Raw genomic sequence first — 24,651 nt, 5'->3', positions numbered from 1 at the left:
CCGGGTGCCGTGGGCGGCGGGGGAGGGGCGGGGCCCCGGTGCGGTCAGTCGCGGCCGCCCTTCTCACCGACGGGCCAGACACCGGTCGAGCGCTCGACGACCTTGGCGCCCGTGCGGTCCACGGCACTGCGCACCGCGGCGAAGATGGCGCCCTGGATCGCGGCGGCGAGCAGGATCTCCCCCCAGCCGCGGTCCGGGTCCAGAGCGTCGGGCGCGTCGTCCTCGTGCCGGATCACCTTCCATGTCTTCTGGAAAGCCAGCCCGGCCAGCGAGCCTCCCACCCAGCCCAGAGCGAAGCCGACGGGCTTGTAGGCGAGGGGGAGCTTCTGCTTCTTCTTCCTGGCCACGTGATCTCCTTGTGTGCGGTGAGTGAATCGGCGGTGCCGGGCCGTACGGTCAGGCCCTGCCCCGCACCGGAACCGTCTCGTCGGCGTGGACCGGCCCCGGCGGCGTCCCGTCGCCGAACGGCCGGCCGCCCAGTTCCTGCCGGTGATGGGGCGTGAGCCAGCCGGACAGGTCCGGGCCCAGGGGCACGATGGCGGTCGGGTTGATGCCGGTGTGCACCTGGTAGTAGTGGCGCTTGATGTGGTCGAAGTCCACGGTGTCGCCGAAGCCGGGCGTCTGGAACAGGTCGCGGACGTACCCCCACAGCACCGGATTCTCCGTCAGCTTCCAGCGGTTGCACTTGAAGTGGCCGTGGTAGACGGCGTCGAAGCGGACCAGTGTCGTGAACAGCCGGATGTCCGCCTCGGTGATCGTGTCGCCGACCAGATAGCGCTGCCGCTCCAGCCGGGGCACCAGCTGTTCCAGACGCCGGAACACCCCCGCGCACGCTGCCTCGTACTCCTCCTGGCCGGTCGCGAAGCCCGCCCGGTACACGCCGTTGTTGACGTCCTCGTAGACGCCCGCCATCACCTCGTCGATCTCGTCGCGCAGGGCGTCGGGATACAGGTCGGGCGCGCCCGGACGGTGCAGGGACGTCCACTCGGTCGCGAGGTCCAGGGTGATCTGCTGGTAGTCGTTGGTGACCAGCTTCCCGCTGGGTACGTCCACGATCGCCGGCACACTCACCCCGCCCGGGTAGCCGGTCTCGCGCCGGTCGTAGGCCTCGCTGAGGTAGCGGATGCCGAGGACCGGGTCGCGGCCGTCCGGGTCCAGGGTGAAGCGCCAGCTGCGGTCGTCCTGGAGGGGATCGGTGACCGCCAGCGACAGGGCGTCCTCCAGACCGAGCAACCGCCGCGAGACCAGGGCGCGGCTCGCCCACGGACAGGCTCGGCTCACCACCAGCCGGTACCGGCCGGACGCCACCGGCCAGCCGTCCCGGCCGTCCGCGGTGATCCGGTCCGCGAAGTGGCTCTTGGAGCGCTTGAACGCCTTCCTGCCGTAGCCGCTGTTGCCGGGCGTCCCGCCGTCACCGCTCATGGGCCTGCCTCCCAGTCCTTCGAGTGCTCTGGTGGACGCGTTCCCCGTTTTCGGCCGTCGGCACTGGTGGGCCACCCACAAGGGGGTGTGAGCCTCACCGGCCGGGGGCATTCGGCCCCTCGTGAGTGGGACAGCCTCAAAAGCGAAGCAGAACCGGAACACCGACCGCGACACCGACCGCGAAGCCGACGGAAAGGCCGACAGGAACGCCGACGGGAAGGCCGACCGAAGGACACGCGTCACCGTGCTGGTGGCCCTCGCGGCCAACCTGGTGATCGCCGTCGCCAAGGCGGTGGGCGGCTTCGTCGCGGGCTCGCCCGCGCTGCTGTCTGAGGCGGCCCACTCGGTGGCGGACAGCATGAACGAGGTCTTCCTTCTCGCCGCCCTGCGCCGCAGCCGCCGCCCCGCCGACCGGAGGCACCCCTTCGGATACGGCAAGGAGCGGTTCTTCTGGTCGCTGCTGGCGGCCGTCGGCATCTTCGTCATGGGCGGCTGCTTCTCCGTCTACCAGGGCGTCGAGGCCCTGCGCACCGGCGCCCGGGAGGAGCTCGGCGGCTACGTCGCCGGGCTGATCGTGCTCGCGGTCGCCCTGCTCGCCGAGGGCGGCTCGCTGCTGCGGGCCCTGCACCAGGTGCGGGGCCAGGGCGGACTCGCCACCGGGCTGCGCGACCCGGCCCTGCGCACGGTCGTCGCCGAGGACGGCACCGCGGTGCTCGGCGTGAGCCTCGCCATGACCGGCATGGTCCTGCACATGGTCACCGGACAGGTGGTCTGGGAGGCCTGCGCCTCGCTCGCGATCGGCGCGCTGCTCGTGTTCGTGGCGTACCGGCTGGGCCGCGAGGCCCGCGACCAGCTGATCGGCGAGGCCGCCGACCCGGAGGCCAGCGGCCGGATCCGGTCGCTGCTGCGGGCCCAGCCGGAGATCGACAGCGTCGAGGCGCTGTTCACGATGAGGACGGGCCTCGACTCCACCCTCGTGGCCGCGCGGGTCGACCTCGTGCCGGGCATGGACAGCGAGCGGGTGGAGGAGGTCGCCGTGCGCATCAAGAGGTCGATCGCGCGCACCGTACCGGAAGCGCGGCAGGTCTTCCTGGACGTCACCGACCGGCCGGCGCGGGAGGCAGCGGAAAGCCCCGCCGCGACGGGGGAACGCGGCGGGGCCTGAACGACGTGTTCCCGGCAGATGCCGGTCCATGCACACGGACCCGGGAAAATCTCGCCCGCCGGATTCAGCTCCCGTCGGCCGGTTCCAGGACGAAGACCGGAATCTCCCGGTCCGTCTTCTCCTGGTATTCGGCGTACGGTGGAAACGCCGCGACGGCACGCTCCCACCACTCGGCCTTCTCCGCGCCGGTGATCTCACGGGCGGTCATGTCCTGCCGGACCGGGCCGTCCTGGAGCTCCACACGCGGATCCGCCTTGACGTTGTGGTACCAGACCGGGTGCTTCGGCGCCCCGCCCAGGGAGGCGATCGCGGCGTAACGCCCGTCGTGCTCGACGCGCATCAGCGGCGTCTTGCGGATCCTGCCGCTCTGGGCGCCGCGCGTGGTCAGCACGATCACGGGCAGGCCCGTGTCCCTCAGGGTCGTGCCCTTCGTGCCGCCCGAACTCTCGTAGAGCTCCACCTGTTCACGCACCCACTGCGTCGGGCTGGGTTCGTACTCGCCCTCAAGAGGCATGGCATCCGTCCCATCGTCGCGTCGTACAGCTGACTCGCACCGAGGTGCAACACCGGCCGGTGCAGGTTCCATCCTTACCTCATCCCACCCGCCGGCCCCGGCACCACAGCGCGACCACCCCGCTGCCACCGACCGGACCGAGTGGAACCCGGTCGACGGCGAGGACGCCGTGCCGCTCGGCGAGATCCGGCAGGCCGCCGCGGCCACCCGGCGGCCCTATCGGGCCACGTCCGCCCCCGCACCCGACCGTGCGGGACGGTCCCGTCGTCCGGCACCACGTGTACGAGGACAGCCCCGCCGTGGCGCGGGCGACCACCGCCCAAGGGGGAGGCGGCGATCCCCGGCCACTTCGCCCCCGCCACCGATCTGGCCGAACTTCACGTCGCCGCGTAGATGCCCGGGGCATCTAATGAAGATCGGCACGACGCACTCTTCGTCTGCGAGGTCTTCCATGACGGACACCGACACGACGACGGACACCGACACGACGACGGACACCGACACGACGACGGACAGGGACACGACGCGACCCGTCGCCTTCCCGCAGGACCGCACCTGTCCCTACCACCCGCCCGCCGGCTACGACCCGCTGCGCGCCGCCCGGCCGCTGGCCCGGATCACCCTTTTCGACGGCCGCCCGGCCTGGCTGGTGACCGGACACACCGCCGCCCGCAGGCTGCTGGCCGACCAACGGCTGTCCACCGACCGCACCAGGGACGGCTTTCCCGCCACCTCGGCGCGTCTGGCCGCGGTACGCGACCGCAGGACCGCGCTGCTCGGTGTCGACGATCCCGAACACCGCACCCAGCGCAGGATGGTGCTCCCCGAGTTCACCCTCAAACGCGCGGCCGCCCTGCGTCCGCGCATCCGGCGGATCGTCGACGAACGGCTCGACGCGATGATCGAGCAGGGCCCGCCCGCCGATCTGGTGACGGCCTTCGCGCTGCCCGTGCCCTCGATGGTGATCTGCGCGCTGCTCGGCGTCCCCTACGCCGACCACGACTTCTTCGAGGAACAGTCCCGCAGGCTGCTGCGCGGCCCGTCAGCCGCCGACATCCAGGACGCCCGGAGCCGACTGGAGGAGTATCTGGGCGACCTGATCGACCGCAAGCGGAAGGCGCCCGGCGAGGGCCTGCTGGACGACCTGGTCCGGCACCGGCTGAGCGAGGGGGCCATCGACCGGGAACAGCTGGTCGCGATGGCGGTCATCCTGCTGGTCGCGGGGCACGAGACGACCGCCAACATGATCTCGCTCGGCACCTTCGCCCTCCTGGATGATCCCCGGCGCCTGGCCGAGCTGCGCGAGGACCCCGCACTGCTGCCCGGCGCGGTCGAGGAGCTGATGCGCGTCCTGTCCATCGCGGACGGGCTGCTGCGGCTTGCCACCGAGGACATCGACGTGGACGGGCAGACCATCCGGGCCGGCGACGGGGTCGTCTTCTCGACCTCCGTCATCAACCGCGACGAGACCGTCTACCCCGACCCGGACGCCCTCGACTGGCACCGCCCGGCCCGCCACCACGTCGCCTTCGGTTTCGGCATCCACCAGTGCCTCGGCCAGAACCTGGCCCGCGCCGAGCTGGAGATCGCGCTCGGCACCCTCTTCGAGAGGCTGCCCACGCTGCGCCTGGCCGCCCCCGCGGGGGAGATCCCGTTCAAACCCGGCGACACGATCCAGGGAATGCTGGAACTCCCCGTGGCCTGGTAGGAGGCTCCTTACATGCACATCGGCATCGACAAGGACACCTGCATCGGCGCGGGCCAGTGCGCCCTGACCGCCCCGGACGTGTTCACCCAGGACGACGACGGCTACAGCACGGTCCGGCCCGGCCGGGAGGACGGCGGCGGCAGCCCACTGGTACGGGAGGCGGCCCGCGCCTGCCCGGTCGGCGCCGTCACGGTGTCGCAGACGGTGGGCTGACACCGGCGGCGTCGGCCGCGAAGTCCCCCGCCCCGGCGGCGCCCAGCAGCACCCGCGCCGCCTCACGTGCCTGGCGCGCGGGCGCCGTACCGCCCGTGACACCCGCCGTCACCATGGCACCCTCGGCCAGCAGGAACAGCTGCCCGCCCGTCGCGGCGGGCAGTCCCGCCCCGGTCGCCAGGCCGTCGAGGAACTCACGGAACGCCCTCTTGTGCGCCCGTACCCGGTCGGCCACCGGGGGAGACGTGGCCCCCAGCTCGCCGTACGCGTTGATCCAGGCACACCCGCGGAAGTCCGGCTCGGCGAACCACTGCCCGAGCCAGTCGAACACCGCCAGGATCCGGCGGCCGGGCTCCTCGTAGCGGTCGACGTACTCCGCCAGCTGCCCCCGCCAGCGCACGTCGCGCCGCTCCAGACAGGCCACCACGAGCTGCTCCTTGGCCGGGAAGAGCTGGTAGAGGCGTTTGAGCGAGACACCGGAGTCGCCGCGGACGTCGTCCATGCCGACGGCCCGGACGCCCCGCCCGTAGAAGAGCCGCTCCGCCGCGTCCAGGGCCCGCTCGCGGGCGACCTCGCCGTCCATGAAGACCCCACCTTCCCCGACGCGTTCCTTGACGCGAGAACGCACGTTCTCCTACGGTAGCAGCCGTCATGGAGAACGCTCGTTCTCCGCCCGTTTCTCCGTCTCCCCGCTTCCCCGTCTCCCCGCTTCTCCGCTTCTCCGCTTCTCCGCACGGAGGTTCCGTCATGACGACCGACCGACCGCCCCTGCCGCCGTTCACCCGTGAAACCGCCGCCCGGAAGGTCCAGGCCGCCGAGGACGCGTGGAACACCCGCGATCCGCACAAGGTCGCGCTCGCCTACTCGGAGGACTCGGTCTGGCGCAACCGCGACACCTTCCTCTCGGGCCGCGCCGCCATCGTCGAGTTCCTGACCGCCAAGTGGGCGCGCGAGCACGAGTACGCCCTGCGCAAGGACCTGTGGGCCTTCGACGGCGACCGCATCGCCGTCCGCTTCCGGTACGAGTCCCGCGACGCCGACGGCCAGTGGTGGCGCTCCTACGGCAACGAACTCTGGGAGTTCGACGCGCACGGCCTGATGACCCGGCGGGAGGCGAGCATCAACGACGTACGCATCGAGGAGACGGACCGCCGTATCCACGGCCCGCGGCCCGTTCGGTAGCGACCCGGTGCCCCGGCGAGACGCGTCCGTACGAAGACGTACGCTCCCACTGGTACGGATGATCCCGAAGACAGGAGCAGCAACGATGCGGTACGTGAAGCTCGGTTCGACGGGCCTGGACGTGTCACGGATCTGCCTGGGCTGCATGACCTACGGCGTTCCCGACCGCGGCACGCACGAGTGGACCCTCGACGAGGAGGCCTCGCGTCCGCTGATCCGGCAGGCGCTGGAGGCGGGCATCACCTTCTTCGACACGGCCAACGTCTACTCCGACGGCACCAGCGAGGAGATCGTCGGCAAGGCGCTCGCCGACTTCGCCAACCGGGACGACATCGTGCTGGCGACCAAGGTGCACGGCAGGATGCGGCCCGGGCCCAATGGCGGCGGACTGTCCCGCAAGGCGATCATGACCGAGATCGACCACAGCCTGCGGCGCCTGGGCACCGACTACGTCGACCTCTACCAGATCCACCGCTACGACCCGCACACGCCCGTCGAGGAGACGATGGAGGCCCTGCACGACCTGGTGAAGGCGGGCAAGGTCCGTTATGTCGGGGCCAGTTCGATGTACGCCTGGCAGTTCTCCAAGGCCCAGTACACCGCCGAACGGCACGGCTGGACGAAGTTCGTGTCCATGCAGAACCACTACAACCTCGTCTACCGCGAGGAGGAGCGCGAGATGCTGCCCCTCTGCGCGGACCAGGGTGTCGGTGTGCTGCCCTGGAGCCCGCTCGCCCGCGGCCGTCTCACCCGGGACTGGGACACCGCCACCGAGCGCAGCGCCACCGACAACTTCGGCAGCACCCTTTATCAGGACGGTGACCGTGCCGTGGTCGAAGCCGTCACCCGCATCGCCGGCGACCGCGGCGTCCCGCGCGCCCAGGTGGCCCTCGCCTGGCTGCTGCACCAGGACACGGTGACCGCGCCGATCATCGGCGCGTCGAAGCCGCGGCACATCGAGGACGCCGTGGCGGCGGTCGAGCTGACGCTCAGTGAGAAGGAGATCGAGGAGCTGGAGCGGCCCTACGCGCCGCACCCGATCGCCGGGCACTGACCGTACGGATCGCGGACATGACGCCTCGGGGGCCGGGCCGGCGTGCGCCTCACGGGCCCGTTCCGGCGGCCAAAGCGGTGACGGACACCGACGACTCGCCGCCGCCCACCGGCACCTCACCGGCCGTCCACGCCACCTTGAGCGGGTCGTGCTCGTCCGGCGGAGTGACGAGCAGCGCCGCCGGAGTGGCGGTACGGGCGCCACTGATCTGCGGGCTGGAGAAGGACAGCCCCGCCCACGCGCTCTTCCCCGGTGCCAGCCGGAGAGTCTCCAGGGAGGCGGGAGCGCGTTCGGGGTCCGGGCCCAACTGCTTGCCGGACGCGTCCACGAAGGCGGCGCCCGGATAGCCGTACAGGGTGCAGGTGCGGTCGGAGGTGTTGGTCAGCACCACGGGGAAGTTCCGCTGCCCGGCCCCCGGGTCGACGCGGCCGACGGCCGCGCGCAGTTCGGAGGTGTGGCAGCGGCCGTCGGTACGGGCGGAGGCGGAGGCCGATCCGGCGGTGTCACCGGGCGCGGTGGTGGCCGCCGGCACGGTGGGGGCGCGGGTGGCGGCACCGGTGTCCGCGCTGGTCGTGCGAGGGACCTTGGTGGGCTGTGGGGCGCTCGACGTGCTGCTCTCGCTGCCGCAGGCGCCCACCAGGCCGAGCAGCGCGACCGCGCTCGCGAGCAAGGCCGTACGGCGTACGGGCTGGGACGTGTTCGCCATCGCTTCTCCACACTCCCGTCAGCTTCCCGCGTACGGCCCGCCGCGTGTGGCGGCCGTGCCGTACGCCCTGTGCCTTCGAGTGTCCCGCCGCGTGGACCGGGAAACGAGGGGTGCGGGGGCGCACTGCGGAAGACGGGGGCTCACTCCTCGTCGAGCAGCGCCAGTTCCGCCCAGATCGTCTTGCCCTCGGTCGTGTGCCGGCTGCCCCAGCGCTGGGTGAGCTGGGCCACCAGCAGCAGACCGCGGCCGCCCTCGTCCCAGGTCTTGGCCCGGCGCAGATGCGGCGCGGTGTGGCTGGTGTCGGAGACCTCGCAGATCAGCGTGGCCGTGTCGTGGATCAGCCGCAGCCGGATGGGTGAGGAGCCGTACCGGATGGCGTTGGTGACCAGCTCGCTCACCACCAGCTCGGCGGTGAAGGACGCCTCCAGCAGGGCCCAGGCGGACAGCTGTTCGACGACCTGCTTGCGGACGGGGGCGACCAGTGACGGATCGGCCGGGATGTCCCAGGTGGCGACCTGGCCGGCGGGCAGCCCCCGGGTGCGGGCCAGCAGCAGGGCGGCGTCGTCGGCGGCGCCGCCGTCCGGCGGGAGGAGGGCGCGCAGCACCCGGTCGCAGGTCGTGTCCAGGGAGTCGGCGCGGGCCGTCAGGGCCTCGCGCAGCAGCGCCTGACCGGCGTCGGCTTCCCGGTCACGGCTCTCGACCAGCCCGTCGGTGTAGAACGCCAGCACGCTGCCCTCGCGCAGCTCCAGCTCGGCGGACTCGAACGGCAGCCCGCCCACGCCCAGCGGGGGCCCCGAGGGCAGCCCGAGCTGCTGGGGCGGACCGTCGGGCGGGACCAGGACGGGCGACGGATGCCCGGCCCGGGCCAGGGAACAGCGCCGCGACACCGGGTCGTACACGGCGTACAGGCAGGTGGCGCCGACCTCGCCCGCGCCGTCGTCGCCGGACTCCTCGGACAGCCGGACGACCAGGTCGTCGAGGTGGGTGAGCAGTTCGTCGGGCGTCAGGTCGATGTCGGCGAGGGTGCGGACGGCGGTGCGCAGCCGGCCCATGGTGGCCGAGGCCTGGATGCCGTGGCCGACGACGTCCCCGACGACCATGGCGACCCGCATCCCGGACAGCGGGATGACGTCGAACCAGTCGCCCCCGACCCCGGAGCGGGCCGCCGGGAGATAGCGGGAGGCGGCCTCCACCGCGGCGGTGGGCGGCAGCCACCGGGGGAGCAGACTGCGCTGCAGGGTCAGTGTCGTCTCGCGCTCGCGGGAGTAGCGGCGGGCGTTGTCGATGCAGACGGCGGCACGGGCGGAGACCTCCTCGGCCAGCAGCCGGTCGTCGTCCGTGAAGGGGTACGGTCGCCGGAACCGGGTGAAGACCGCGACGCCGAGAGTCGTACCGCGGGCCTGGAGCGGCACGGACATCGTGGAGTGGATGCCGTACTCCTCCACCCGCCGGACGCGCACGGGGTCCCACTCCCGCCACCGTTCCAGGTCGCCGCTGGGCACCGCGGCCACGATCGCGCGCCCGGCGACCAGACACTCGGCCTGGGGCGATCCGGCCGGATAGACGTCCAGTCGGCCCGGCTCGGCCACCGCCTCCGGGCAGCCCGGGTTGACCGACTGGTGGGCCGCGCGGCGCAGACCCACCGGCGGGGCCGGCGCGGCGGCGGGCTCGTCGCCGTGCTCCTGCGGGTCCAGCAGGTCGACGCTCACGAAGTCGGCGAGCGTGGGGACGCACACGTCCGCCAGCTCCTGGGCGGTGCGGGTGACGTCGAGGGTGGTGCCGATGCGCACGCTGGCCTCGTTGACCAGTTGCAGGCGCTCCCGGGAGAGGTGCTGCTCCGTGAAGTCGTGGGCGCTCACGCAGACGCCGCGCACCTGCCCGTCGGCGTCGGTGAGGGGTGCGATTCGGGCGTGCCACGCGTGGGCGCGGCTCTCGCCGGTGGCCTTGAGGTGGGTGTGCATGTCGTAGTGACGGCCGGTGGCGAGCACCTGCCGCATGTGCTGTTCGAACTCCGTGTTCTGCCGCTTGCTGCCCATGTCGGTGGGCCGCAGACCGCGGACGCGGTCCGCCGGGAGACCGAGGAGCCGCGCCATGACGTCGTTGACCCCGCGCAGCCGGAGCCGGTCGTCGAAGATCATGGTGGCGCAGGGGGACTGGGTGAGGGCCGCTCTGACCAACGGGTCGTCCGCACGGTCGGGACCGGGGACCGGCGGGGCGACGGCGAGCCATGTGCCCGGGCGGCCGTCCCGCGACGGTCTGTGGTGGGCGAGCACCCACACGGACACGGTGTGCCCGTCGCGGTGCCGCAGCGCCAGGGTGCCGCTCCAGCGGCCGTCGCCGGGCCCGGGGCGCGTGCCGTCGCCGCCGTCGGCCAGCAGCCCCGCGGCGGGGCGCCCCACGACGTCGGCGGCGGGGTGGCCCAGCAGCAGTCGGGCGCCCTCGTTCCACTCCCGCAGGGTGCCGGAGTCGTCGACGACTGCGCGGGCCGTGGCGGCATCGTCGAACGGGTTGACCGGACTCATCGTCGCCACTCCATTGCGCACACCCACAGTGAACAGCGCGTCACCTGCCCCCAGCCTAGTGCGTCCGGGATCCGCGCGGACCCGAACCACCGGGCCCGCGACCGCGCGGCCGACGCACGGGACACCGATCGGCCGGGCCGCCCGGGGCAGAAAGTGCTTTCCGTGGTCTTGACGACCGCGTGTGGCGCGACGTCAGAATCTGTTTGTTCACGATCAGTTGTGAGTACTTCTGAGCCTTGATGAGCTTGATGAGGGAGATCCGCCATGACGGTCACGCGCAGATCGGTTCTGATCGCCACCGCCGCCACGCCGGCGGCCGGGGCGGTGCTGGGCGGCGCCTCGTCGGCGTGGGCCGCGGACACCACGGGGAGCGGGGCGGGCCGCGACACCGTCGCCCTGCGCGACGGCTGGCGGTTCTGGCTGGTCGACCCCGACGGAGCGGCCGAAGACCCCACCGACGCCGCCGACCCCGCGTACGACGACTCGCAGTGGCGCGAGGTCGCCGTCCCGCACGACTGGAGCATCGAGCAGACGCCCACCACGGAGCACGGCACCACCAGCGGAACCGGCTTCCTGCCGGGCGGACTCGGCTGGTACCGCCTCGCCTTCACCCTGCCGCCCGCCCTCGCCGGCAAGCGGATCTCGGTCGAGTTCGACGGTGTCTACATGGACGCCCGCGTCCACTGCAACGGCCAGGAGGCCGGCCGCCACCCCTACGGCTACACGGGCTTCGCCCTCGACCTCACCGACCTGGTGCACACCGACGGCCGCACCGAGAACATCCTCGCGGTCCAGGTGCGCAACCGGCTGCCGAGCAGCCGCTGGTACTCCGGCAGCGGCATCTACCGCGAGGCCCGCCTCGTCGTCACCGAACCGGTGCACGTACGGCGCTGGGGCACGTACGTCACCACCCCGCGGGTCAGCGACGAGCGCGCCGTCGTCCGCGTGCGGACCTCGGTCGTGAACGCCTCGGGCACCGCGCGCGAGGTCGAGATCCGCTCGACGGTCAAGGACGCCGACGGACGCACCGTGGCCCGCGCCGCCTCCACGGCGGACGTCACCGACGAGGCGAGCGAGACCCACGAACTCACCGTCACCCGCCCCCGGATGTGGGACTTCGCGACCCCGCACCGCTACACCCTGCACACCGAACTGCGCGTCGGCGGCAGGACCGTCGACACCTACCGCACCCCGTTCGGCATCCGCACCTTCCACGTCGACCCCGTCGAGGGCTTCCACCTCAACGGCGCCCACGCCAAGATCAAGGGCGTCGACCTGCACCACGACCTCGGCGCGCTCGGCGCCGCCGTCAGCATCGACGCGATCCGGCGCCAGATGACCATCATGAAGTCGATGGGCGTCAACGCCTTCCGCACCTCCCACAACCCGCCCGCGCCCGAGATGATCGAGGTCTGCGAGGAGATGGGCATCATCATGCTGGTGGAGGCCTTCGACTGCTGGCGCACCGGCAAGAACAGCCACGACTACGGCCGGTTCTTCGACGAGTGGGGCGAGCGGGACGCCACCGAGATGGTGCTCGCGGCCCGCAACTCGCCCGCCGTGGTCGTGTGGTCCATCGGCAACGAGGTCCCCGACTCCACCTCCACCGCCGGACTCGCCATGGCCGACCGGATCATCGACGCCATCCGCGCCGCCGACGACACCCGACCGCTCGTCATCGGTTCCGACAAGTACCGCCGGATGCCGGCCAAGGGCTCCGCGGCCGACCTGATGCTGGCCAAGCTGGACGGCCTCGGCCTCAACTACAACACCGCCAAGTCGGTGGACGACCTGCACGCGGCCTACCCGCACCTGTTCCTCTTCGAGTCCGAGTCCTCGTCCGAGACCTCCACGCGGGGCACCTACCAGGAGCCGCAGCACCTGAACACCGGCGAGAACCAGACACCCGGCAAGCGCGCCACCTCGTCCTACGACAACAACCTCGCCTCGTGGACCATGAGCGGCGAGTACGGCCACAAGAAGGACCGGGACCGGAGGTGGTTCGCCGGGCAGTTCCTGTGGTCAGGCATCGACTACATCGGCGAGCCGACGCCGTACGACGTCTTCCCGGTGAAGGCGTCCTTCTTCGGCGCGGTCGACACCGCCGGCTTCCCGAAGGACATGTACCACCTTTTCCGGAGCCAGTGGACGGACGAGCCGATGGTCCACCTGCTGCCGACGACCTGGAACCACCGCGAGGGCGACACGGTCGAGGTCTGGGCGTACGCCAATGTCGACACCATCGAACTGTTCCTGAACGGCAGGTCCCTCGGCACCCGCACGTTCGACACGAAGAAGACCGTCGACGGCCGTACGTACCTGGAGACCACCGAGGCCACCGGCGACGACAAGACCTTCACCGACGGCCCCTACCCCGGCAGTTACACCAGCCCCAACGGTAGTGCGGGCAAGCTCCACCTGACCTGGAAGGTGCCCTTCGAGGCGGGCGAGCTCAAGGCGGTCGCCCGGCGGGACGGCAGGGCGGTGGCCACCGACGTCCTGCGCACCGCCGGGGCACCGCACGCCGTACGCCTCACCCCGGACCGGGAGAGCGTCGCCGCCGACGGCCGCTCCCTGGTCTTCGTGACCGCCGAGGTGGTCGACCGGCGCGGGGTCGTGGTGCCCGGCGCCGAGCACCTGATCTCCTTCGACGTCGCGGGCGGCTCCCTGGCCGGAGTGGACAACGGCCGCCAGGAGAGCGCCGAGCGTTACCAGGCCAGTACCCGCACCGCCTTCCACGGCAAGGCCCTCGCCATCGTGCGGTCCGGCACCCGGCCGGGCACGGTGCGGGTGACGGCCCGCGCGGACGGGCTGCGTACGGACACGGCGACCGTGCGCGCCCGCCGCGCCGAGTCCCGCGCCACCACACCGGCCCCGGAGTTCCGGCCCGAGCACCCGGCGCCCGTGGACCTCCCGCACGCGGACGCGAGCTACTCCGGCCGCCCCGACACACTCCCCGCCGCCATGCTCGACGGCGACCCGGCGACCGGGTGGTCCAACGGCTTCCACAAGGCGGCCACCGCACTGCTGCCCGCCTTCGACGGGGCCCGCGCCGAGGACTGGGTCTCGGTCGACCACGGCCGCCGGCGCGCCTACGACCGGATCGAGGTCTCCTTCACCGTCGACGCCGCCCACACCCTGCCCGCCATGGTCGAGGTCGCCGTCTGGGACGGCCGCGCCTGGCGCGCGGCCGAGGGAACGCGGACCGACTGGGCCACCGAGTCGGACGCGCCGACCGTCATCACCTTCGACGCGGTACGCGGCTCCCGCGTCCGCCTGACGATGACCAGCCGCCACCCCGACGAGGCGGAGGGAGCGCTGCGCATCAGCCGGCTGGAGGCGCCCGCCGTCTGAGGAGGGCGAGGTCGTGCGTGCGCGCGATGTCGAGCAGGGCGTGCCGGATCACCGCCATCCCGTCGGTGATGGTGGTGATCCAGCACGGCGCAAGGGCCGGGCCCGGACGTTCGCCACCGGCCCTTGCCTTGGAGCGCGGTCCAGCATCTAGCCTCTCCGCCATGACGACACCTCAACACAAGATCGGATCGGGCTTCGGCGCCCGGAGCACCGCGGACGACGTCCTGAGCGGGACCGACCTGTCCGGCAGCACGGCGATCGTCACCGGTGGCTACTCGGGACTCGGTCTGGAGACGACCCGCGCCCTGGCGGGTGCCGGAGCCCGCGTCGTGGTCCCCGCCCGGCGGCGGTCGGCCGCTCAGGAGGCTGTCGAGGGCATCGACGGTGTCGAGACCGACGACCTCGACCTGTCCGACCTCGAAAGCGTCCGCGGTTTCGCCGAGCGGTTCCTGGCCTCGGGGCGCACGGTCGACATCGTGATCAACAACGCCGGGGTCATGGCCTGCCCCGAGACGCGGGTCGGCCCGGGGTGGGAGGCGCAGTTCGCCACCAACCACCTCGGCCACTACGCGCTGGTCAACCATCTCTGGCCGGCGATCGCCCCCGGTGGCGCACGCGTGGTCGCCGTCTCCTCCGGCGCCCACGGCATCACCGGCGTGCGCTGGGACGACGTGCAGTTCGAGCACGGCTACGACAGATGGCAGGCCTACGGGCAGGCCAAGGCGGCGAACGTGCTGTTCGCCGTGCAGCTCGACGCGCTCGGCCGCGACGCCGGAGTCAGAGCGTTCGCCGTGCACCCGGGCAGCATCCTCACCCCGTTGCAGCGCCACCTCGCCAAGGCGGAGATGGTCGACGCGGGCTGGATCGACGAGAACGGCAACCCGACCGATCCCACCTTCAAGACGCCCGGGCAGGGCGCGGCGACGCAGGTGTGGGCCGCGACCTCCCCCCAGCTGGCAGGCATGGGCGGCGTGTACTGCGAGGACTGCGACATCGCCGAACCGGCCGGCGACGGCTCGGAAGGCGGCGTGCACGCACACGCGACCGACCCCGGGCAAGCCGCGCGCCTGTGGGCACTGTCGGCCGACCTCACGGGCGTCGACGCTTTCGCGGCGGCGACCTGAAGAGCCTGCCGATCAACGTGGACGCGTTCGAGGAGCGGGCGTGCGCGGATGCCGTCGTGCCCGTGCTTCAGGTCAGAACCATCCATCGTCGGCCGTAGAGAGGTTCTCGTGCGGCGTCGAGACGTCCGGCGTGGCATGCGGTCTCGGTGATGACGTGCAGCGGGACGTCCCGGCCGGAGGCGTCTCGGCTGCCCAGTCTCGTCCAGACCGTTGACGGGGTGTCATGTCTCCCACAAGCATGTCCTGCGACCGCATTTGGGAGCGCTCCCATAGGAGTGAGCGCCGCCTCCCCCGAGGAGTCCGCACGTGACACGACGCCTGACACGACGCAGAACCGCCCTCGTCTCCCTGACGGCCTTGCTGGCGGCCGCCGTCACCGCGCTGCCCGCATCCCCGGCCGGAGCCGAGGAGACCGAGCAGGTCAAGAACGGCACCTTCGACAACGGCACCGACTCCTGGTGGACGAGCAGCAACGTCACCGCCGCCGTGTCCGACGGCCGGCTGTGCGCCGACGCCCCCGGCGGCACCACCAACCGCTGGGACGCGGCCGTCGGCCAGAACGACATCACCCTCGTCGCGGGGGAGTCGTACAGGTTCTCCTTCTCCGCGACCGGCACGCCCGCCGACCACGTGGTCCGGGCGATCGTGGGCCTGTCCGTGTCCCCGTACGACACGTACCACGAGGTCAGCCCGCAGCTGAGTGTCTCCGGCAACACCTACTCCTACACCTTCACCTCACCCGTCGACACCACCCAGGGCCAGGTCGGCTTCCAGCTCGGCGGCACGCCCGACGCCTGGCGGTTCTGCGTGGACGACGTGTCCCTGCTCGGCGGCGTGGCACCCGAGCCGTACGTGCCGGACACCGGGCCGCGGGTCCGGGTGAACCAGGTCGGTTACCTGCCGTCCGGCCCGAAGAACGCCACCCTCGTCACCGACGAGACCACGCGCCTGCGCTGGCAGCTGAAGAACGACCGCGGCCGGGTCGTCGCCCACGGCTGGAGCAAGCCGCGCGGCGTCGACGTCTCCTCCGGGCAGAACGTCCACTCGATCGACTTCGGCCGCCACAAGAAGCGCGGCGAGGGCTACACCCTGGTCGCCGACGGGGAGACCAGCCGCCCGTTCGACATCGGCACGGCCGCCTACGAGAAGCTGCGCACCGACTCCGCGAAGTACTACTACACGCAGCGCAGCGGCACCCCGATCAGCGACGAGCTGCGCCCGGGCTACGGCCGCCCCGCCGGACACGTGGGCGTGGCACCCAACCAGGGCGACACCGAGGTGCCCTGCCAGCCGGGCGTGTGCGACTACAGCCTCGACGTCTCCGGCGGCTGGTACGACGCCGGCGACCACGGCAAGTACGTCGTCAACGGCGGCATCTCCACCTGGGAGCTGCTCAGCACCTACGAGCGCTCGCTGCACGCCCGCACCGGGGAGCCGTCGAAGCTCGGGGACGGCACGCTCGACATCCCGGAGAGCGGGAACAAGGTGCCGGACATCCTCGACGAGGTGCGCTGGGAGCTGGACTTCCTGCTGAAGATGCAGGTGCCGAACGGGCAGCCGCTGGCCGGCATGGCCCACCACAAGATCCACGACGAGGCGTGGACCGGGCTGCCGCTGCTGCCCAGCGACGACCCGCAGAAGCGCGAACTGCACCCGCCGACCACCGCGGCCACCCTCAACCTGGCGGCGACGGCGGCGCAGGCGGCCCGCCTCTACCGCCCCTACGACCGGGAGTTCGCCGCGAAGGCGCTCGACGCGGCCCGCGAGGCCTGGGCGGCGGCCCTGGCCCACCCGGACGTGCTCGCCGACGAGAGCGACGGCATCGGCGGCGGGGCCTACCCGGACAGCCAGGTCGAGGACGAGTTCTACTGGGCGGCGGCCGAGTTGTACCTGACGACGGGGGAGCGGGACTTCAAGGAGTACGTGCTGAACTCCCGGGTCCACACCGCCGACATCTTCGGCCCGCTCGGCTTCGACTGGGCGCGCACCGCCGCGGCGGCCCGCCTGGACCTCGCGACCGTGCCGAACCGGCTCCCCGGCAGGGACAAGGTACGCCGCTCCGTCGTCCAGGGCGCCGACCGGTACCTGGCCACGCTCAAGGCGCACCCCTACGGCATGCCCTACGCCCCCGAGGACAACGTCTACGACTGGGGCTCCAGCCACCAGATGCTGAACAACGCGGTCGTCCTCGCCAGCGCCTACGACATCACCGGCGGCTCGAAGTACCGTGACGGCGCGCTCCAGAGCATGGACTACATCCTGGGCCGCAACGCGCTGAACATGTCGTACGTCACCGGCTACGGTGAGGTCAACGCCCACAACCAGCACAGCCGCTGGTACGCCAAGCAGCTCGACCCGACGCTGCCGGCGCCGCCCGACGGCACCCTGTCCGGCGGTCCGAACTCGAACATCCAGGATCCCTTCGCACAGAGCAAACTCCAGGGCTGTGTCGCCCAGTTCTGCTTCATCGACGACATCCAGTCCTGGTCGACCAACGAGCACACCATCAACTGGAACGCCGCGCTGGCCCGGATGGCCTCGTTCGTGGCCGACCAGGGCTGACCCGCGCAACCGTCCCGCCCGCCTCCCGCGGTACCGCCGTAACGCTGCTCCGACCTGCGAGTATTTACGGGTCAGTACCCGCGCGGTACCGTGGGAGGCATGCCAGCTCTGAACGTGGAGTTCAGCGACCGCGAGCTTGAGGACCTGCGGCAGATCGCCAAGGAGCGCGGTACGTCGATGAAGGCGCTCGTGCGGGAGGCCGCCGCCGCCGACATAGCCCGGCACCGGGCGTTGCAGGAGGGGGCGGAGGCCTTCCGCCGGTTCTTCTCGGCCCACGCCGACGAGTTCGCGGCCGCCTTTCCCGATGACGAACCGCCCGTCCAGGGCGAGGGGCGGGCCGCCTGACCCATGGCGCCGGTCCTGCACATCGATGTGCCCTGGCTGCTCCAGCGCCACGAGGAAGTGCTGCCGGAGCAGCCCACCGTCAACGACTTCTCCGCGCTGGTCGCCGCCGTGGCCCGGCACCGCGTCGACCCGCCCCGCCTCGGCGTGAACTCCGACCCGGCCTGGCGGGCCGCCGCCCTGCTGCACACCCTCGCCGTGCTCAGGCCGCTGCCCGCCGCCAACGCCCGCTTCGCCTGCGCGACGGCCGTCGCCTACATGTACGCCAGCGGCGTCGGCATCGACCCGCCCTACGGCGCACTCGTCGACCTCGCGCGCGACCTGATGTCCGGCGGGGCCGACGTCTACGGCGCGGCCGACCGGCTGCGTTCCTGGCAGCTCTGAAACCCCGGGCGCGACGCGCCGGCGCGTGCCCGTGTTCCACACGGGCACGGGCACGGGCACGGACACGGACACGGACACGGAGCGCGTGCGGAAAGTCGAAAGCCGGTGCGAGCCGCATGAGTTGCCGCGGATCCTGACCAACTTTCACATGGGGCCGAGGTTGCCCGGTCGCCTTGTTGACCATGAGCGGTTTGTGCGAGAGTGAAGCACCCGTGCGGGGGGTAAAGGCCGGGTCTCGCACGCGCCTTGACGAACCAGGTCGGATTTCGCCTTGGCGAATTCCCGCTCCCCCGCACCGCGCCAAAAGGTATACACCAATCGGGAATCCCTTTTCAGCGACCGGACCTTCTGAGTCACCTGTGCGTGGGAAGGAAACATCTCAGTGCCCACCCCCCACCCTCCCCGGCCCGCGTACCCGCCCTCCGGCGGGGATCCCGGGGAGTCCGACGAGTCCCTGGCCGCGCGGCTGAGGGGCGGCCCGGACGAGGCCGCCCGGGCCGCCGCGCTCCTGTCGGCGCGCCACTGGCAGCCGGCCCACGACTACGCCACCATCTGCCTCGCCACGTCGTCCCAGGTGACCGCCATGGTGACCGCCGCCGCCTGGCACCGGCTCCTGGACCGGCTGGCCCAGGGCGAGCCCGCGACCGCCCTGCGTCCGCGACTGCTGGTGGCCGTACGGGACACGGTCCGGCAGTGGTCCGCCGACGACGAAATATCCGGCGTCCTTCCGCAACTGCTCAAACCCGCCGGCGGGCGTGGTATGCGGGCGGCGAAGTCCCTGACTCCGGAAAACCGCACGCTGGCCGCGCGCGCATTCGCGTCCCTTCCCGGACCGGCCCGCTGTTTGCTGTGGCACACGGAAGTCGAAGGGGAGTCCATAAGTGTCCCGGCCGGTCTGCTCGGCATGGATACCGACATCGCGTCGGCCACTCTCGAACAAGCGCGTGAGAAATTCCGCGAAGGTTGTCTGCACGCCCATGGACAGTTGGCGCCCACCCAGGACTGCCGCTTCCACAGCCGCCTCCTGGACGTCCCGATCCGCCGGGGCGGCGCGCTGCTGCCGGATGTGCGAAAACACCTCGTGGACTGCCGTCACTGCCGTCACGCGGCCGAGCAACTAAGCCACTTCGAAGGGGAGTTGGGCACGCTGATCACCGAAGCGGTGCTCGGCTGGGGTGCCCGGCGCTATCTCGACTCCCGTCCGGGGCGGGCGACACTGGGCACCCTCACCAAGGACGCCGCCCGGCACCGGGGCGGACGCCCCGGGCTGCTGGCCCGGATCCCCGTGCCCGTACGCCGGATCCCGGGCCGGCCACGCCCCGGCCGGTCGATGCTCAGGCAGTTCGGCGCGGCCTCGGCCTCGGTGATGGCGATCGTGCTGGTGGTGAGCGTGTGGTCGTACGACGGCGGCGGTGCCGACCCGGCCGCCTCCACCAGTGCCGTCGACGGTGACGGCGTGTCCTCCGCGACCAGCCGCCCCCAGTCGCCCGGTAGGGCCGGGCTGCCCACGGCGGCCGACCGCACGCGTCTGCGCAACGTCGCCGCGGACCTCTGCCTCGACGTCCGGGGCGAGCCGAGGGCCGGCGCGGGCACCCGGCTGTCGGCGTGCTCCGAGGCGTGGACCCAGCAGTGGACCCACGAGGACGACGGGCTGCTGCGCAGCGTCGCCGACCCGGGACTGTGTCTCGACTCGCGGGCGGACGCCGGAGTCGTCATTCTCGGTGCGTGCGCCGACGGGGGCACCGAGCGGGGCGACGACGTGCGCCACGACCTGACCGGACCGGGCGAGCTGGTGCCGCGCTGGCAGAAACAGCTCGCCCTCGCCGCCACCACCGTCACCACGGACGCCGACATCGTGGTGAAGGTGCGTGACGGTTCCGAGGGCCAGCGTTGGCGGACCGATCCGGTACCGGCGGCGGAGGGCTCCCTGTCGATCGACGGCACCGACGCCCCGGGCGCCCGGCGGGTCGAGCTGTCGGGCGGCTGAGCGGGACCGGCTGATGCCCGGCGCGGGGCACGGGGGCCCGGTCAGGCGGGGTCCTCGACGAGGTCCGCGGGGCCGGGCGTGGCCGGTGAGGAGTGCCCGGACAGGGCCAGCGTGAGGTCGAGTTCGGCGAGCAGGCAGCGGATGACGTGCTCGACGCCCGCCTGCCCGTCGAGCCCCAGACCGTAGACGTAGGGGCGGCCGAGCAGCACCGCCCGCGCGCCGAGCGCGAGCGCCTTGAAGACGTCGTCGCCGGTGCGCACACCACTGTCGAACAGCACGGTGAGCCGGTCGCCGACCGCCTCCACCACACGCGGCAGGGCGTCGGCCGCCGCGACGGAACCGGCCACCTGACGGCCGCCGTGGTTGGAGACCACCACCCCGTCCATCCCGGCGTCGGCGGCGAGCCGGGCGTCGTCCGGGTGCAGGACGCCCTTGAGGACGATCGGGCCGTCCCAGTTCTCCCGCAGGAACGCCAGATCCGGCCAGGACTTGGCGGGATCGGAGAACATGCCGACGAAATGCATCACCGCCGCGTTCGGATCCTCGTGCACCGGTTTCGCCAGCCCCGCCCGGAACGCCGGGTCGGAGAAGTAGTTGGCGGTCCCCACCCCGTGCAGGAACGGCAGGTACGCCTGGTCGAGGTCGCGCGGGCGCCAGGACAGCAGGGGCGTGTCCAGCGTGACGAACAGCGCGCTGTACCCGGCGGCCTTCGCCCGGTCCAGGAAGCTGCGGGCCACCTCGCGGTCCTTCGGCCAGTACAGCTGGAACCAGCGCTCGGCGTCGCCCATCGCCTCGGCGACCTGCTCCAGGGGAGTGCTGGAGGCAGAGGACAGGATGTACGGCACGCCCTGCGCGGCCGCGGCCCGGGCGGCGGCCGGCTCCGCGTCCGGATGCATGATCGACAGGACGCCCACCGGTGCCAGCGCCAGCGGGGCGGGCAGGGGGCGGCCCAGCACCTCGCGGGAGAGGTCGCGTTCGTGCACGTCCCGCAGCATGCGCGGCACGATCCGGCGCCGGTCGAGAGCCGCCCGGTTGGCGCGCGCGGTGCTGCCGTCACCGGCGCTGCCCGCGACGTACCCGACGGGGCCGGGGCCGAGGCGCCGCTCGGTCAGTTCCTCCAGCCGGGTCAGGTCCGTGGGCAGCCGCGGCACGGCGCCCGTCATCCCGTTCAGGTAGATCTCGTACTGGAAGTCCGCCCAGTGCTTCGCCATCCCCGCATCCCGCCCCTCGTCGTCGAGCTCGCGTCGCGAGCACCATACCCGTGGGTATGCCGAGCCCCGCCGTCAGGGGAGAGGCAGGGGCCGGGCAGGGGAGACCCACCTGTTTCAGGAATGTTTCAGGCCGATTGGTGATCGTGCGGATCGCGCCATTCGGCCAGTTCAAGCCGCAATAACCGATCAAGAACCGCCCTGTTCCGGACTTGGAACGTTCGAATCTCGTGACTTCACGCCACTGATTCAATACGCAATGTTACCGAAACCCATGGGGTCGAGATGTGTTTCGGCGACGGACTCGGCAGACTCGCGCTCGCCGTTCCGGCACCGATCGAGCCGGGCCGGCGACACCCTCATATCGAGCGGAAGGATGCACACAATGCGGAACACCGCGCGCTGGGCAGCGACTCTGGGCCTGACGGCCACCGCCGTCTGCGGGCCCCTCGCCGGGGCCTCCCTAGCCTCCCCGGCCACCGCCCCCGCGTCGCTCCACGCCCCCTCGGCCCTCGTGCTGACCGTGGGGCACGGAGAGAGCGCTGCCACCGCCGCACCGGTACGCGCGGTCACCCTGACCTGTACCCCGACGGCCTCCGGAACCCACCCCGACGCCGCGTCGGCCTGCGCGGAACTGCGCGGCGCGGGCGGTGACCTCGACGCCCTGACGGCCGACTCCGGCGTGCTGTGCACCCGCGAGTACGCCCCTGTCGTCGTCACCGTCGACGGTGTCTGGCAGGGCCGGCACGTCTCCTACGAGCGCACCTTCGCCAACGAGTGCGTGAAGAACGCGGGCAGCGCGAGCGTCTTCACGTTCTGAGGGACCGGGACCGCCCGGTCCGTGCGGCGTGACCGGCGCTCGCCACTGGGGAGTGCGAGCGCCGCCGTACGGAACGCGAGGTCCCGCACCGGGGACGGCGGACGGAGTGGGGCCGTCCGCCGTCCTCCCCGCAACCGCGGGAGTCGGGGGAGCCACCAGCCGGGAGGGGGCTGTCAGCCCTTCGCCGCCGGCCCGGAACCGTCACCGGTGCCGGACGACCTGGCACGGTGGCTGGTGTCGCACCACGGGTAGCGCCGGCTGCGGCGACAGGTGCACAGCGCGACCCGGAAACGGTCGGACGACACCGTCGTCCCGTCCTCCAGCTCCACCTCCACCGGGCCCTCCACCAGCAGCGGCCCCCGGCGCTGGACCTTGATCCGGCGCGGGGCGCCCGAGTCGGGGGGACGTGGGGGGTCAGACGGGGAGTTCGGCACGGACGACCACCAGTTCCTCCTCGTCGTCGGCCGGCGCCAGCAGCCCGCGCTGCCGCAGCCAGGGCTCCCGGCCGCGCACCACGGGACCGAACGCGATCCGCTGCCGCCGCGTCACGGCCGCCTTCAGACCGGCCGCGCGCAGATGCCCGACGGTCCGCTCGGGTTCGCTGAGCGCGGACTGCACCAGCAGCAGCACACCGCCCGGTCGCAACAGGGCGGGCAGCTCCCGGCAGATCCGGTCCAGGACCAGCCGCCCGTCGTGACCCGCGTCCCAGGCCCGCGCCGCCCCGCGTGGCCGGCGGCCGCCGCCCGGCGCCGGTACGTACGGCGGGTTGGCCAGTACGAGGTCGAACGACTCACCGCGTACGGGCGTGAAGAGGTTGCCGTGCCGGACGCGGATCCGCAGCCCGGCCCGAGCGGCGTTCACCCGCGCCGCGCACACCGCGCGCCACGACACGTCCACCGCGGTCACCCGGGCGCCCCGACGCGCCGCCGCCAGGGCGAGGGCGCCCGAGCCGGTCCCCACGTCGAGTACGGCCGCGCCCGGTGGGAGCGACTCGTCGGACAGCGCTCCGGCCAGCAGAGCGGTGTCTTCCTGAGGGGCATAGACGCCCGGTAGCACCATGAAATTCACGGATCCCACGTACCCCGGCCGTCACGGAATATGAGAGGTTTCTGTAGCTTCGCGGGACAGGCCGGACAGCGGTGTGCGCAGGGACGACCGGCCGGCCCGCCAGTCGGCGAGGAGCCGGGCGCCGAAGCGCTCCTCGACGTACCCGGTGGCGTCGATGCCGAAGACGACGTCCGCCGCGAGGTGCGGCTCCTGCTCCAGAAGACCGTCGATCACCTCGTGCCGCACGATCTGCTCGTGCACCGCGTCCGCCTCGACGTGCTCGTCGTAGAAGTGTTCGGCGGCGGGCCCGGCGCCGGTGCGGCGCATCGCCTCGGCGAGCCGCCGGGAACCGGGCGACGAGGTGATCTCGACCGCCGCGAAATGGCCCACGAGAGCGCCGCGCAGGGCACGGTGCAGGCCGAACAGGGACATCATGTTCACCGTGGCCAGGCACTCGGCGGACGCCGCGTCGAGATGGCGTCCGTATGCCGTGTCCAGACCCAGGTCCGTCATCAGGTCGGCGAACAGTCGGGCGTGCACCCGGTCGGGACGGCCGCCGCCGTACTCGTCGAACTCCACCGCCGCCATCGCCGCCTTCGCACGCCCCCACAGCCGCGGCAGCACCCAGGCGTGCGGGTCGGCCTCCTTGAGGTGGTACAGGGAGCGCTGCGCCGCGTACTCGCGCAGATGCCACAGTTCGCCCTCGTCCCGCAGGAAGTGGCTGACGCCCTTTCCGTCGACCGGTTCGACGAGCAGCTCCCCGACCGCGTCCTCCACGCTGTCGTGGACCTGGGTGTCGGCGCGCAGCGCGGACAGGAAACGGTGCTCCAGGGCGGCCCGGGTGCGGAGCAGCCCGGGGTCCCACTCCAGGCCGGGGGAGACACCGGCGAAGCCCCGGTAGTGCAGCTCGTAGCACTGGTACAGGGCGAGCTGGAGGTCGTCGCCGTACGCCGGCGCGGCGGCGACGACCTCCGGGCCGGGCAGCGGGCCCGTCCCGAGCAGATACGCGCCGACGGCCTCGGAGAGCGGGCCCCGGGCCGTCGGCGGCTGTGGTCCTTCACGGTCGTACTCCATGGCGTCGCGAGTACCCGGACACCAAGGTGGCATCCCGGCCCGCGGGGAGTCACTCACCTGTCACTCGCCCTGGGCGTCCTCCTGGGCCGCGGCGTTCGGCGAGGTGGCGTCGCCCGCCTCACCCCGGCGCGGGCCCTCGTCGGACTCCGCGTCGCGGGGCCTGGACTCTTTGATCTCGCGCAGGACCTCGTCGATGGCGGTCTCGGGCCGCTTGTCGGTGCGGTCGCCGTCCTCGGACACGGATGTCTCCTTCTCCTCGTACC

The 24,651-nt window shown here is 72.3% G+C and carries 23 protein-coding genes; 12 read left to right on the top strand and 11 right to left on the bottom strand.

Annotation, left to right across the window (positions count from 1 at the left end):
• Positions 1–44: 44 nt before the first annotated feature.
• Positions 45–347, bottom strand: a complete 303-nt coding sequence (locus tag QC283_RS32635) for a DUF4235 domain-containing protein (RefSeq protein WP_279565358.1) — start codon at positions 345–347, stop codon at positions 45–47.
• A 49-nt stretch (positions 348–396) separates the two neighbouring features.
• On the bottom strand, positions 397–1,422 hold the full coding sequence (locus QC283_RS32630; RefSeq protein ID WP_279565357.1) for a glutathione S-transferase family protein: 1,026 nt from the start codon (positions 1,420–1,422) through the stop codon (positions 397–399).
• Positions 1,423–1,666: 244 nt separating this feature from the next.
• On the opposite strand from QC283_RS32630, the gene QC283_RS32625 reads away from it, so the two are divergent.
• A complete protein-coding gene (locus QC283_RS32625) occupies positions 1,667–2,587 on the top strand; it encodes a cation diffusion facilitator family transporter (RefSeq protein ID WP_279565371.1) in 921 nt (306 codons plus the stop codon).
• Between the two features lie 64 nt (positions 2,588–2,651).
• Here QC283_RS32625 and QC283_RS32620 read toward each other — a convergent pair whose 3' ends face one another.
• On the bottom strand, positions 2,652–3,101 hold the full coding sequence (locus QC283_RS32620) for a nitroreductase family deazaflavin-dependent oxidoreductase (RefSeq protein ID WP_279565356.1): 450 nt from the start codon (positions 3,099–3,101) through the stop codon (positions 2,652–2,654).
• A gap of 451 nt (positions 3,102–3,552) precedes the next feature.
• On the opposite strand from QC283_RS32620, the gene QC283_RS32615 reads away from it, so the two are divergent.
• Together QC283_RS32615 and QC283_RS32610 are read left to right on the top strand one after the other, a co-directional pair.
• Positions 3,553–4,809: a cytochrome P450 gene (locus QC283_RS32615; protein ID WP_279565355.1), complete on the top strand. Its 1,257-nt coding sequence runs from the start codon at positions 3,553–3,555 to the stop codon at positions 4,807–4,809.
• Positions 4,810–4,821: 12 nt separating this feature from the next.
• Positions 4,822–5,022: a ferredoxin gene (locus tag QC283_RS32610; RefSeq protein WP_279565354.1), complete on the top strand. Its 201-nt coding sequence runs from the start codon at positions 4,822–4,824 to the stop codon at positions 5,020–5,022.
• Here the strand turns inward: QC283_RS32610 and QC283_RS32605 are convergent.
• Positions 4,997–5,605: a TetR/AcrR family transcriptional regulator gene (locus QC283_RS32605; protein WP_279565370.1), complete on the bottom strand. Its 609-nt coding sequence runs from the start codon at positions 5,603–5,605 to the stop codon at positions 4,997–4,999. The genes QC283_RS32610 and QC283_RS32605 overlap by 26 nt on opposite strands.
• Before the next feature lie 164 nt (positions 5,606–5,769).
• Here QC283_RS32605 and QC283_RS32600 point away from each other — a divergent pair, with 164 nt between their 5' ends.
• Together QC283_RS32600 and QC283_RS32595 are read left to right on the top strand one after the other, a co-directional pair.
• Positions 5,770–6,204 carry a nuclear transport factor 2 family protein gene (locus tag QC283_RS32600; RefSeq protein WP_279565353.1) on the top strand — a complete coding sequence of 145 codons (435 nt, stop codon included), beginning with the start codon at positions 5,770–5,772 and terminating at the stop codon, positions 6,202–6,204.
• Between the two features lie 85 nt (positions 6,205–6,289).
• Positions 6,290–7,258, top strand: a complete 969-nt coding sequence (locus QC283_RS32595; protein WP_279565352.1) for an aldo/keto reductase — start codon at positions 6,290–6,292, stop codon at positions 7,256–7,258.
• Between the two features lie 49 nt (positions 7,259–7,307).
• Here QC283_RS32595 and QC283_RS32590 read toward each other — a convergent pair whose 3' ends face one another.
• On the bottom strand, positions 7,308–7,964 hold the full coding sequence (locus tag QC283_RS32590; RefSeq protein WP_279565351.1) for a DUF4232 domain-containing protein: 657 nt from the start codon (positions 7,962–7,964) through the stop codon (positions 7,308–7,310).
• Between the two features lie 140 nt (positions 7,965–8,104).
• Positions 8,105–10,486, bottom strand: coding sequence for a SpoIIE family protein phosphatase (locus tag QC283_RS32585; RefSeq protein WP_279565350.1), 2,382 nt, complete (start codon positions 10,484–10,486; stop codon positions 8,105–8,107).
• A gap of 264 nt (positions 10,487–10,750) precedes the next feature.
• Between QC283_RS32585 and QC283_RS32580 the strand changes: the two genes are divergently transcribed.
• The 6 genes from QC283_RS32580 to QC283_RS32550 all read left to right on the top strand — a co-directional run bounded on the left by QC283_RS32580 (position 10,751) and on the right by QC283_RS32550 (position 20,239).
• Positions 10,751–13,840, top strand: coding sequence for a glycoside hydrolase family 2 TIM barrel-domain containing protein (locus QC283_RS32580; RefSeq protein WP_279565349.1), 3,090 nt, complete (start codon positions 10,751–10,753; stop codon positions 13,838–13,840).
• Between the two features lie 161 nt (positions 13,841–14,001).
• Positions 14,002–14,964: an SDR family NAD(P)-dependent oxidoreductase gene (locus tag QC283_RS32575; RefSeq protein WP_279565348.1), complete on the top strand. Its 963-nt coding sequence runs from the start codon at positions 14,002–14,004 to the stop codon at positions 14,962–14,964.
• Between the two features lie 318 nt (positions 14,965–15,282).
• Positions 15,283–17,526, top strand: a complete 2,244-nt coding sequence (locus tag QC283_RS32565) for a glycoside hydrolase family 9 protein (protein WP_279565369.1) — start codon at positions 15,283–15,285, stop codon at positions 17,524–17,526.
• Positions 17,527–17,625: 99 nt separating this feature from the next.
• Positions 17,626–17,871 carry a hypothetical protein gene (locus QC283_RS32560; RefSeq protein ID WP_279565346.1) on the top strand — a complete coding sequence of 82 codons (246 nt, stop codon included), beginning with the start codon at positions 17,626–17,628 and terminating at the stop codon, positions 17,869–17,871.
• A gap of 3 nt (positions 17,872–17,874) precedes the next feature.
• Entirely contained in the window at positions 17,875–18,252 is a 378-nt protein-coding gene (locus QC283_RS32555; RefSeq protein WP_279565345.1) for a toxin Doc, read from the top strand.
• Positions 18,253–18,634: 382 nt separating this feature from the next.
• Positions 18,635–20,239, top strand: a complete 1,605-nt coding sequence (locus QC283_RS32550) for an RICIN domain-containing protein (protein ID WP_279565344.1) — start codon at positions 18,635–18,637, stop codon at positions 20,237–20,239.
• 41 nt (positions 20,240–20,280) lie between these two features.
• On the opposite strand, the gene QC283_RS32545 is transcribed toward QC283_RS32550, so the two are convergent.
• Complete coding sequence (locus tag QC283_RS32545; protein ID WP_279565343.1) at positions 20,281–21,450, bottom strand: lactate 2-monooxygenase; 1,170 nt, start codon at positions 21,448–21,450, stop codon at positions 20,281–20,283.
• Positions 21,451–21,832: 382 nt separating this feature from the next.
• Between QC283_RS32545 and QC283_RS32540 the strand changes: the two genes are divergently transcribed.
• Positions 21,833–22,267 (top strand): protease inhibitor, encoded by a 435-nt coding sequence (locus QC283_RS32540; protein WP_279565342.1) that lies wholly within the window; start codon positions 21,833–21,835, stop codon positions 22,265–22,267.
• Positions 22,268–22,440: 173 nt separating this feature from the next.
• Here the strand turns inward: QC283_RS32540 and QC283_RS32535 are convergent, their stop codons facing one another.
• Genes QC283_RS32535 through QC283_RS32520 form a run of 4 tightly spaced genes read right to left on the bottom strand, consistent with a single transcriptional unit; the run spans position 22,441 to position 24,628 of the window.
• The gene (locus QC283_RS32535; RefSeq protein ID WP_279565341.1) at positions 22,441–22,701 is read right to left on the bottom strand and encodes a CDGSH iron-sulfur domain-containing protein; all 261 of its coding nucleotides are present in this window, start codon (positions 22,699–22,701) and stop codon (positions 22,441–22,443) included.
• Complete coding sequence (locus QC283_RS32530; protein ID WP_279565340.1) at positions 22,682–23,326, bottom strand: HemK2/MTQ2 family protein methyltransferase; 645 nt, start codon at positions 23,324–23,326, stop codon at positions 22,682–22,684. The genes QC283_RS32535 and QC283_RS32530 overlap by 20 nt, the downstream gene beginning before the upstream one ends.
• Before the next feature lie 30 nt (positions 23,327–23,356).
• Positions 23,357–24,388, bottom strand: a complete 1,032-nt coding sequence (locus QC283_RS32525) for an iron-containing redox enzyme family protein (protein ID WP_279565339.1) — start codon at positions 24,386–24,388, stop codon at positions 23,357–23,359.
• Positions 24,389–24,448: 60 nt separating this feature from the next.
• On the bottom strand, positions 24,449–24,628 hold the full coding sequence (locus tag QC283_RS32520) for a hypothetical protein (RefSeq protein ID WP_279565338.1): 180 nt from the start codon (positions 24,626–24,628) through the stop codon (positions 24,449–24,451).
• Positions 24,629–24,651 lie beyond the last annotated feature (23 nt).

Source organism: Streptomyces sp. DH41 (assembly GCF_029813785.1).
In the GTDB taxonomy this organism is placed as follows: Bacteria; Actinomycetota; Actinomycetes; order Streptomycetales; family Streptomycetaceae; genus Streptomyces.
This window is presented reverse-complemented; position numbering and strand designations above follow the sequence as displayed.

Coding starts and splice junctions, on each gene's coding strand:
- QC283_RS32630 (WP_279565357.1), bottom strand. CDS start 1,422: ATGAGCGGTGACGGCGGGACGCCCGGCAACAGCGGCTACGGCAGGAAG.
- QC283_RS32620 (WP_279565356.1), bottom strand. CDS start 3,101: ATGCCTCTTGAGGGCGAGTACGAACCCAGCCCGACGCAGTGGGTGCGT.
- QC283_RS32615 (WP_279565355.1), top strand. CDS start 3,553: ATGACGGACACCGACACGACGACGGACACCGACACGACGACGGACACC.
- QC283_RS32610 (WP_279565354.1), top strand. CDS start 4,822: ATGCACATCGGCATCGACAAGGACACCTGCATCGGCGCGGGCCAGTGC.
- QC283_RS32605 (WP_279565370.1), bottom strand. CDS start 5,605: ATGGACGGCGAGGTCGCCCGCGAGCGGGCCCTGGACGCGGCGGAGCGG.
- QC283_RS32600 (WP_279565353.1), top strand. CDS start 5,770: ATGACGACCGACCGACCGCCCCTGCCGCCGTTCACCCGTGAAACCGCC.
- QC283_RS32595 (WP_279565352.1), top strand. CDS start 6,290: ATGCGGTACGTGAAGCTCGGTTCGACGGGCCTGGACGTGTCACGGATC.
- QC283_RS32590 (WP_279565351.1), bottom strand. CDS start 7,964: ATGGCGAACACGTCCCAGCCCGTACGCCGTACGGCCTTGCTCGCGAGC.
- QC283_RS32585 (WP_279565350.1), bottom strand. CDS start 10,486: ATGAGTCCGGTCAACCCGTTCGACGATGCCGCCACGGCCCGCGCAGTC.
- QC283_RS32580 (WP_279565349.1), top strand. CDS start 10,751: ATGACGGTCACGCGCAGATCGGTTCTGATCGCCACCGCCGCCACGCCG.
- QC283_RS32575 (WP_279565348.1), top strand. CDS start 14,002: ATGACGACACCTCAACACAAGATCGGATCGGGCTTCGGCGCCCGGAGC.
- QC283_RS32560 (WP_279565346.1), top strand. CDS start 17,626: ATGCCAGCTCTGAACGTGGAGTTCAGCGACCGCGAGCTTGAGGACCTG.
- QC283_RS32555 (WP_279565345.1), top strand. CDS start 17,875: ATGGCGCCGGTCCTGCACATCGATGTGCCCTGGCTGCTCCAGCGCCAC.
- QC283_RS32545 (WP_279565343.1), bottom strand. CDS start 21,450: ATGGCGAAGCACTGGGCGGACTTCCAGTACGAGATCTACCTGAACGGG.
- QC283_RS32540 (WP_279565342.1), top strand. CDS start 21,833: ATGCGGAACACCGCGCGCTGGGCAGCGACTCTGGGCCTGACGGCCACC.
- QC283_RS32530 (WP_279565340.1), bottom strand. CDS start 23,326: ATGGTGCTACCGGGCGTCTATGCCCCTCAGGAAGACACCGCTCTGCTG.
- QC283_RS32525 (WP_279565339.1), bottom strand. CDS start 24,388: ATGGAGTACGACCGTGAAGGACCACAGCCGCCGACGGCCCGGGGCCCG.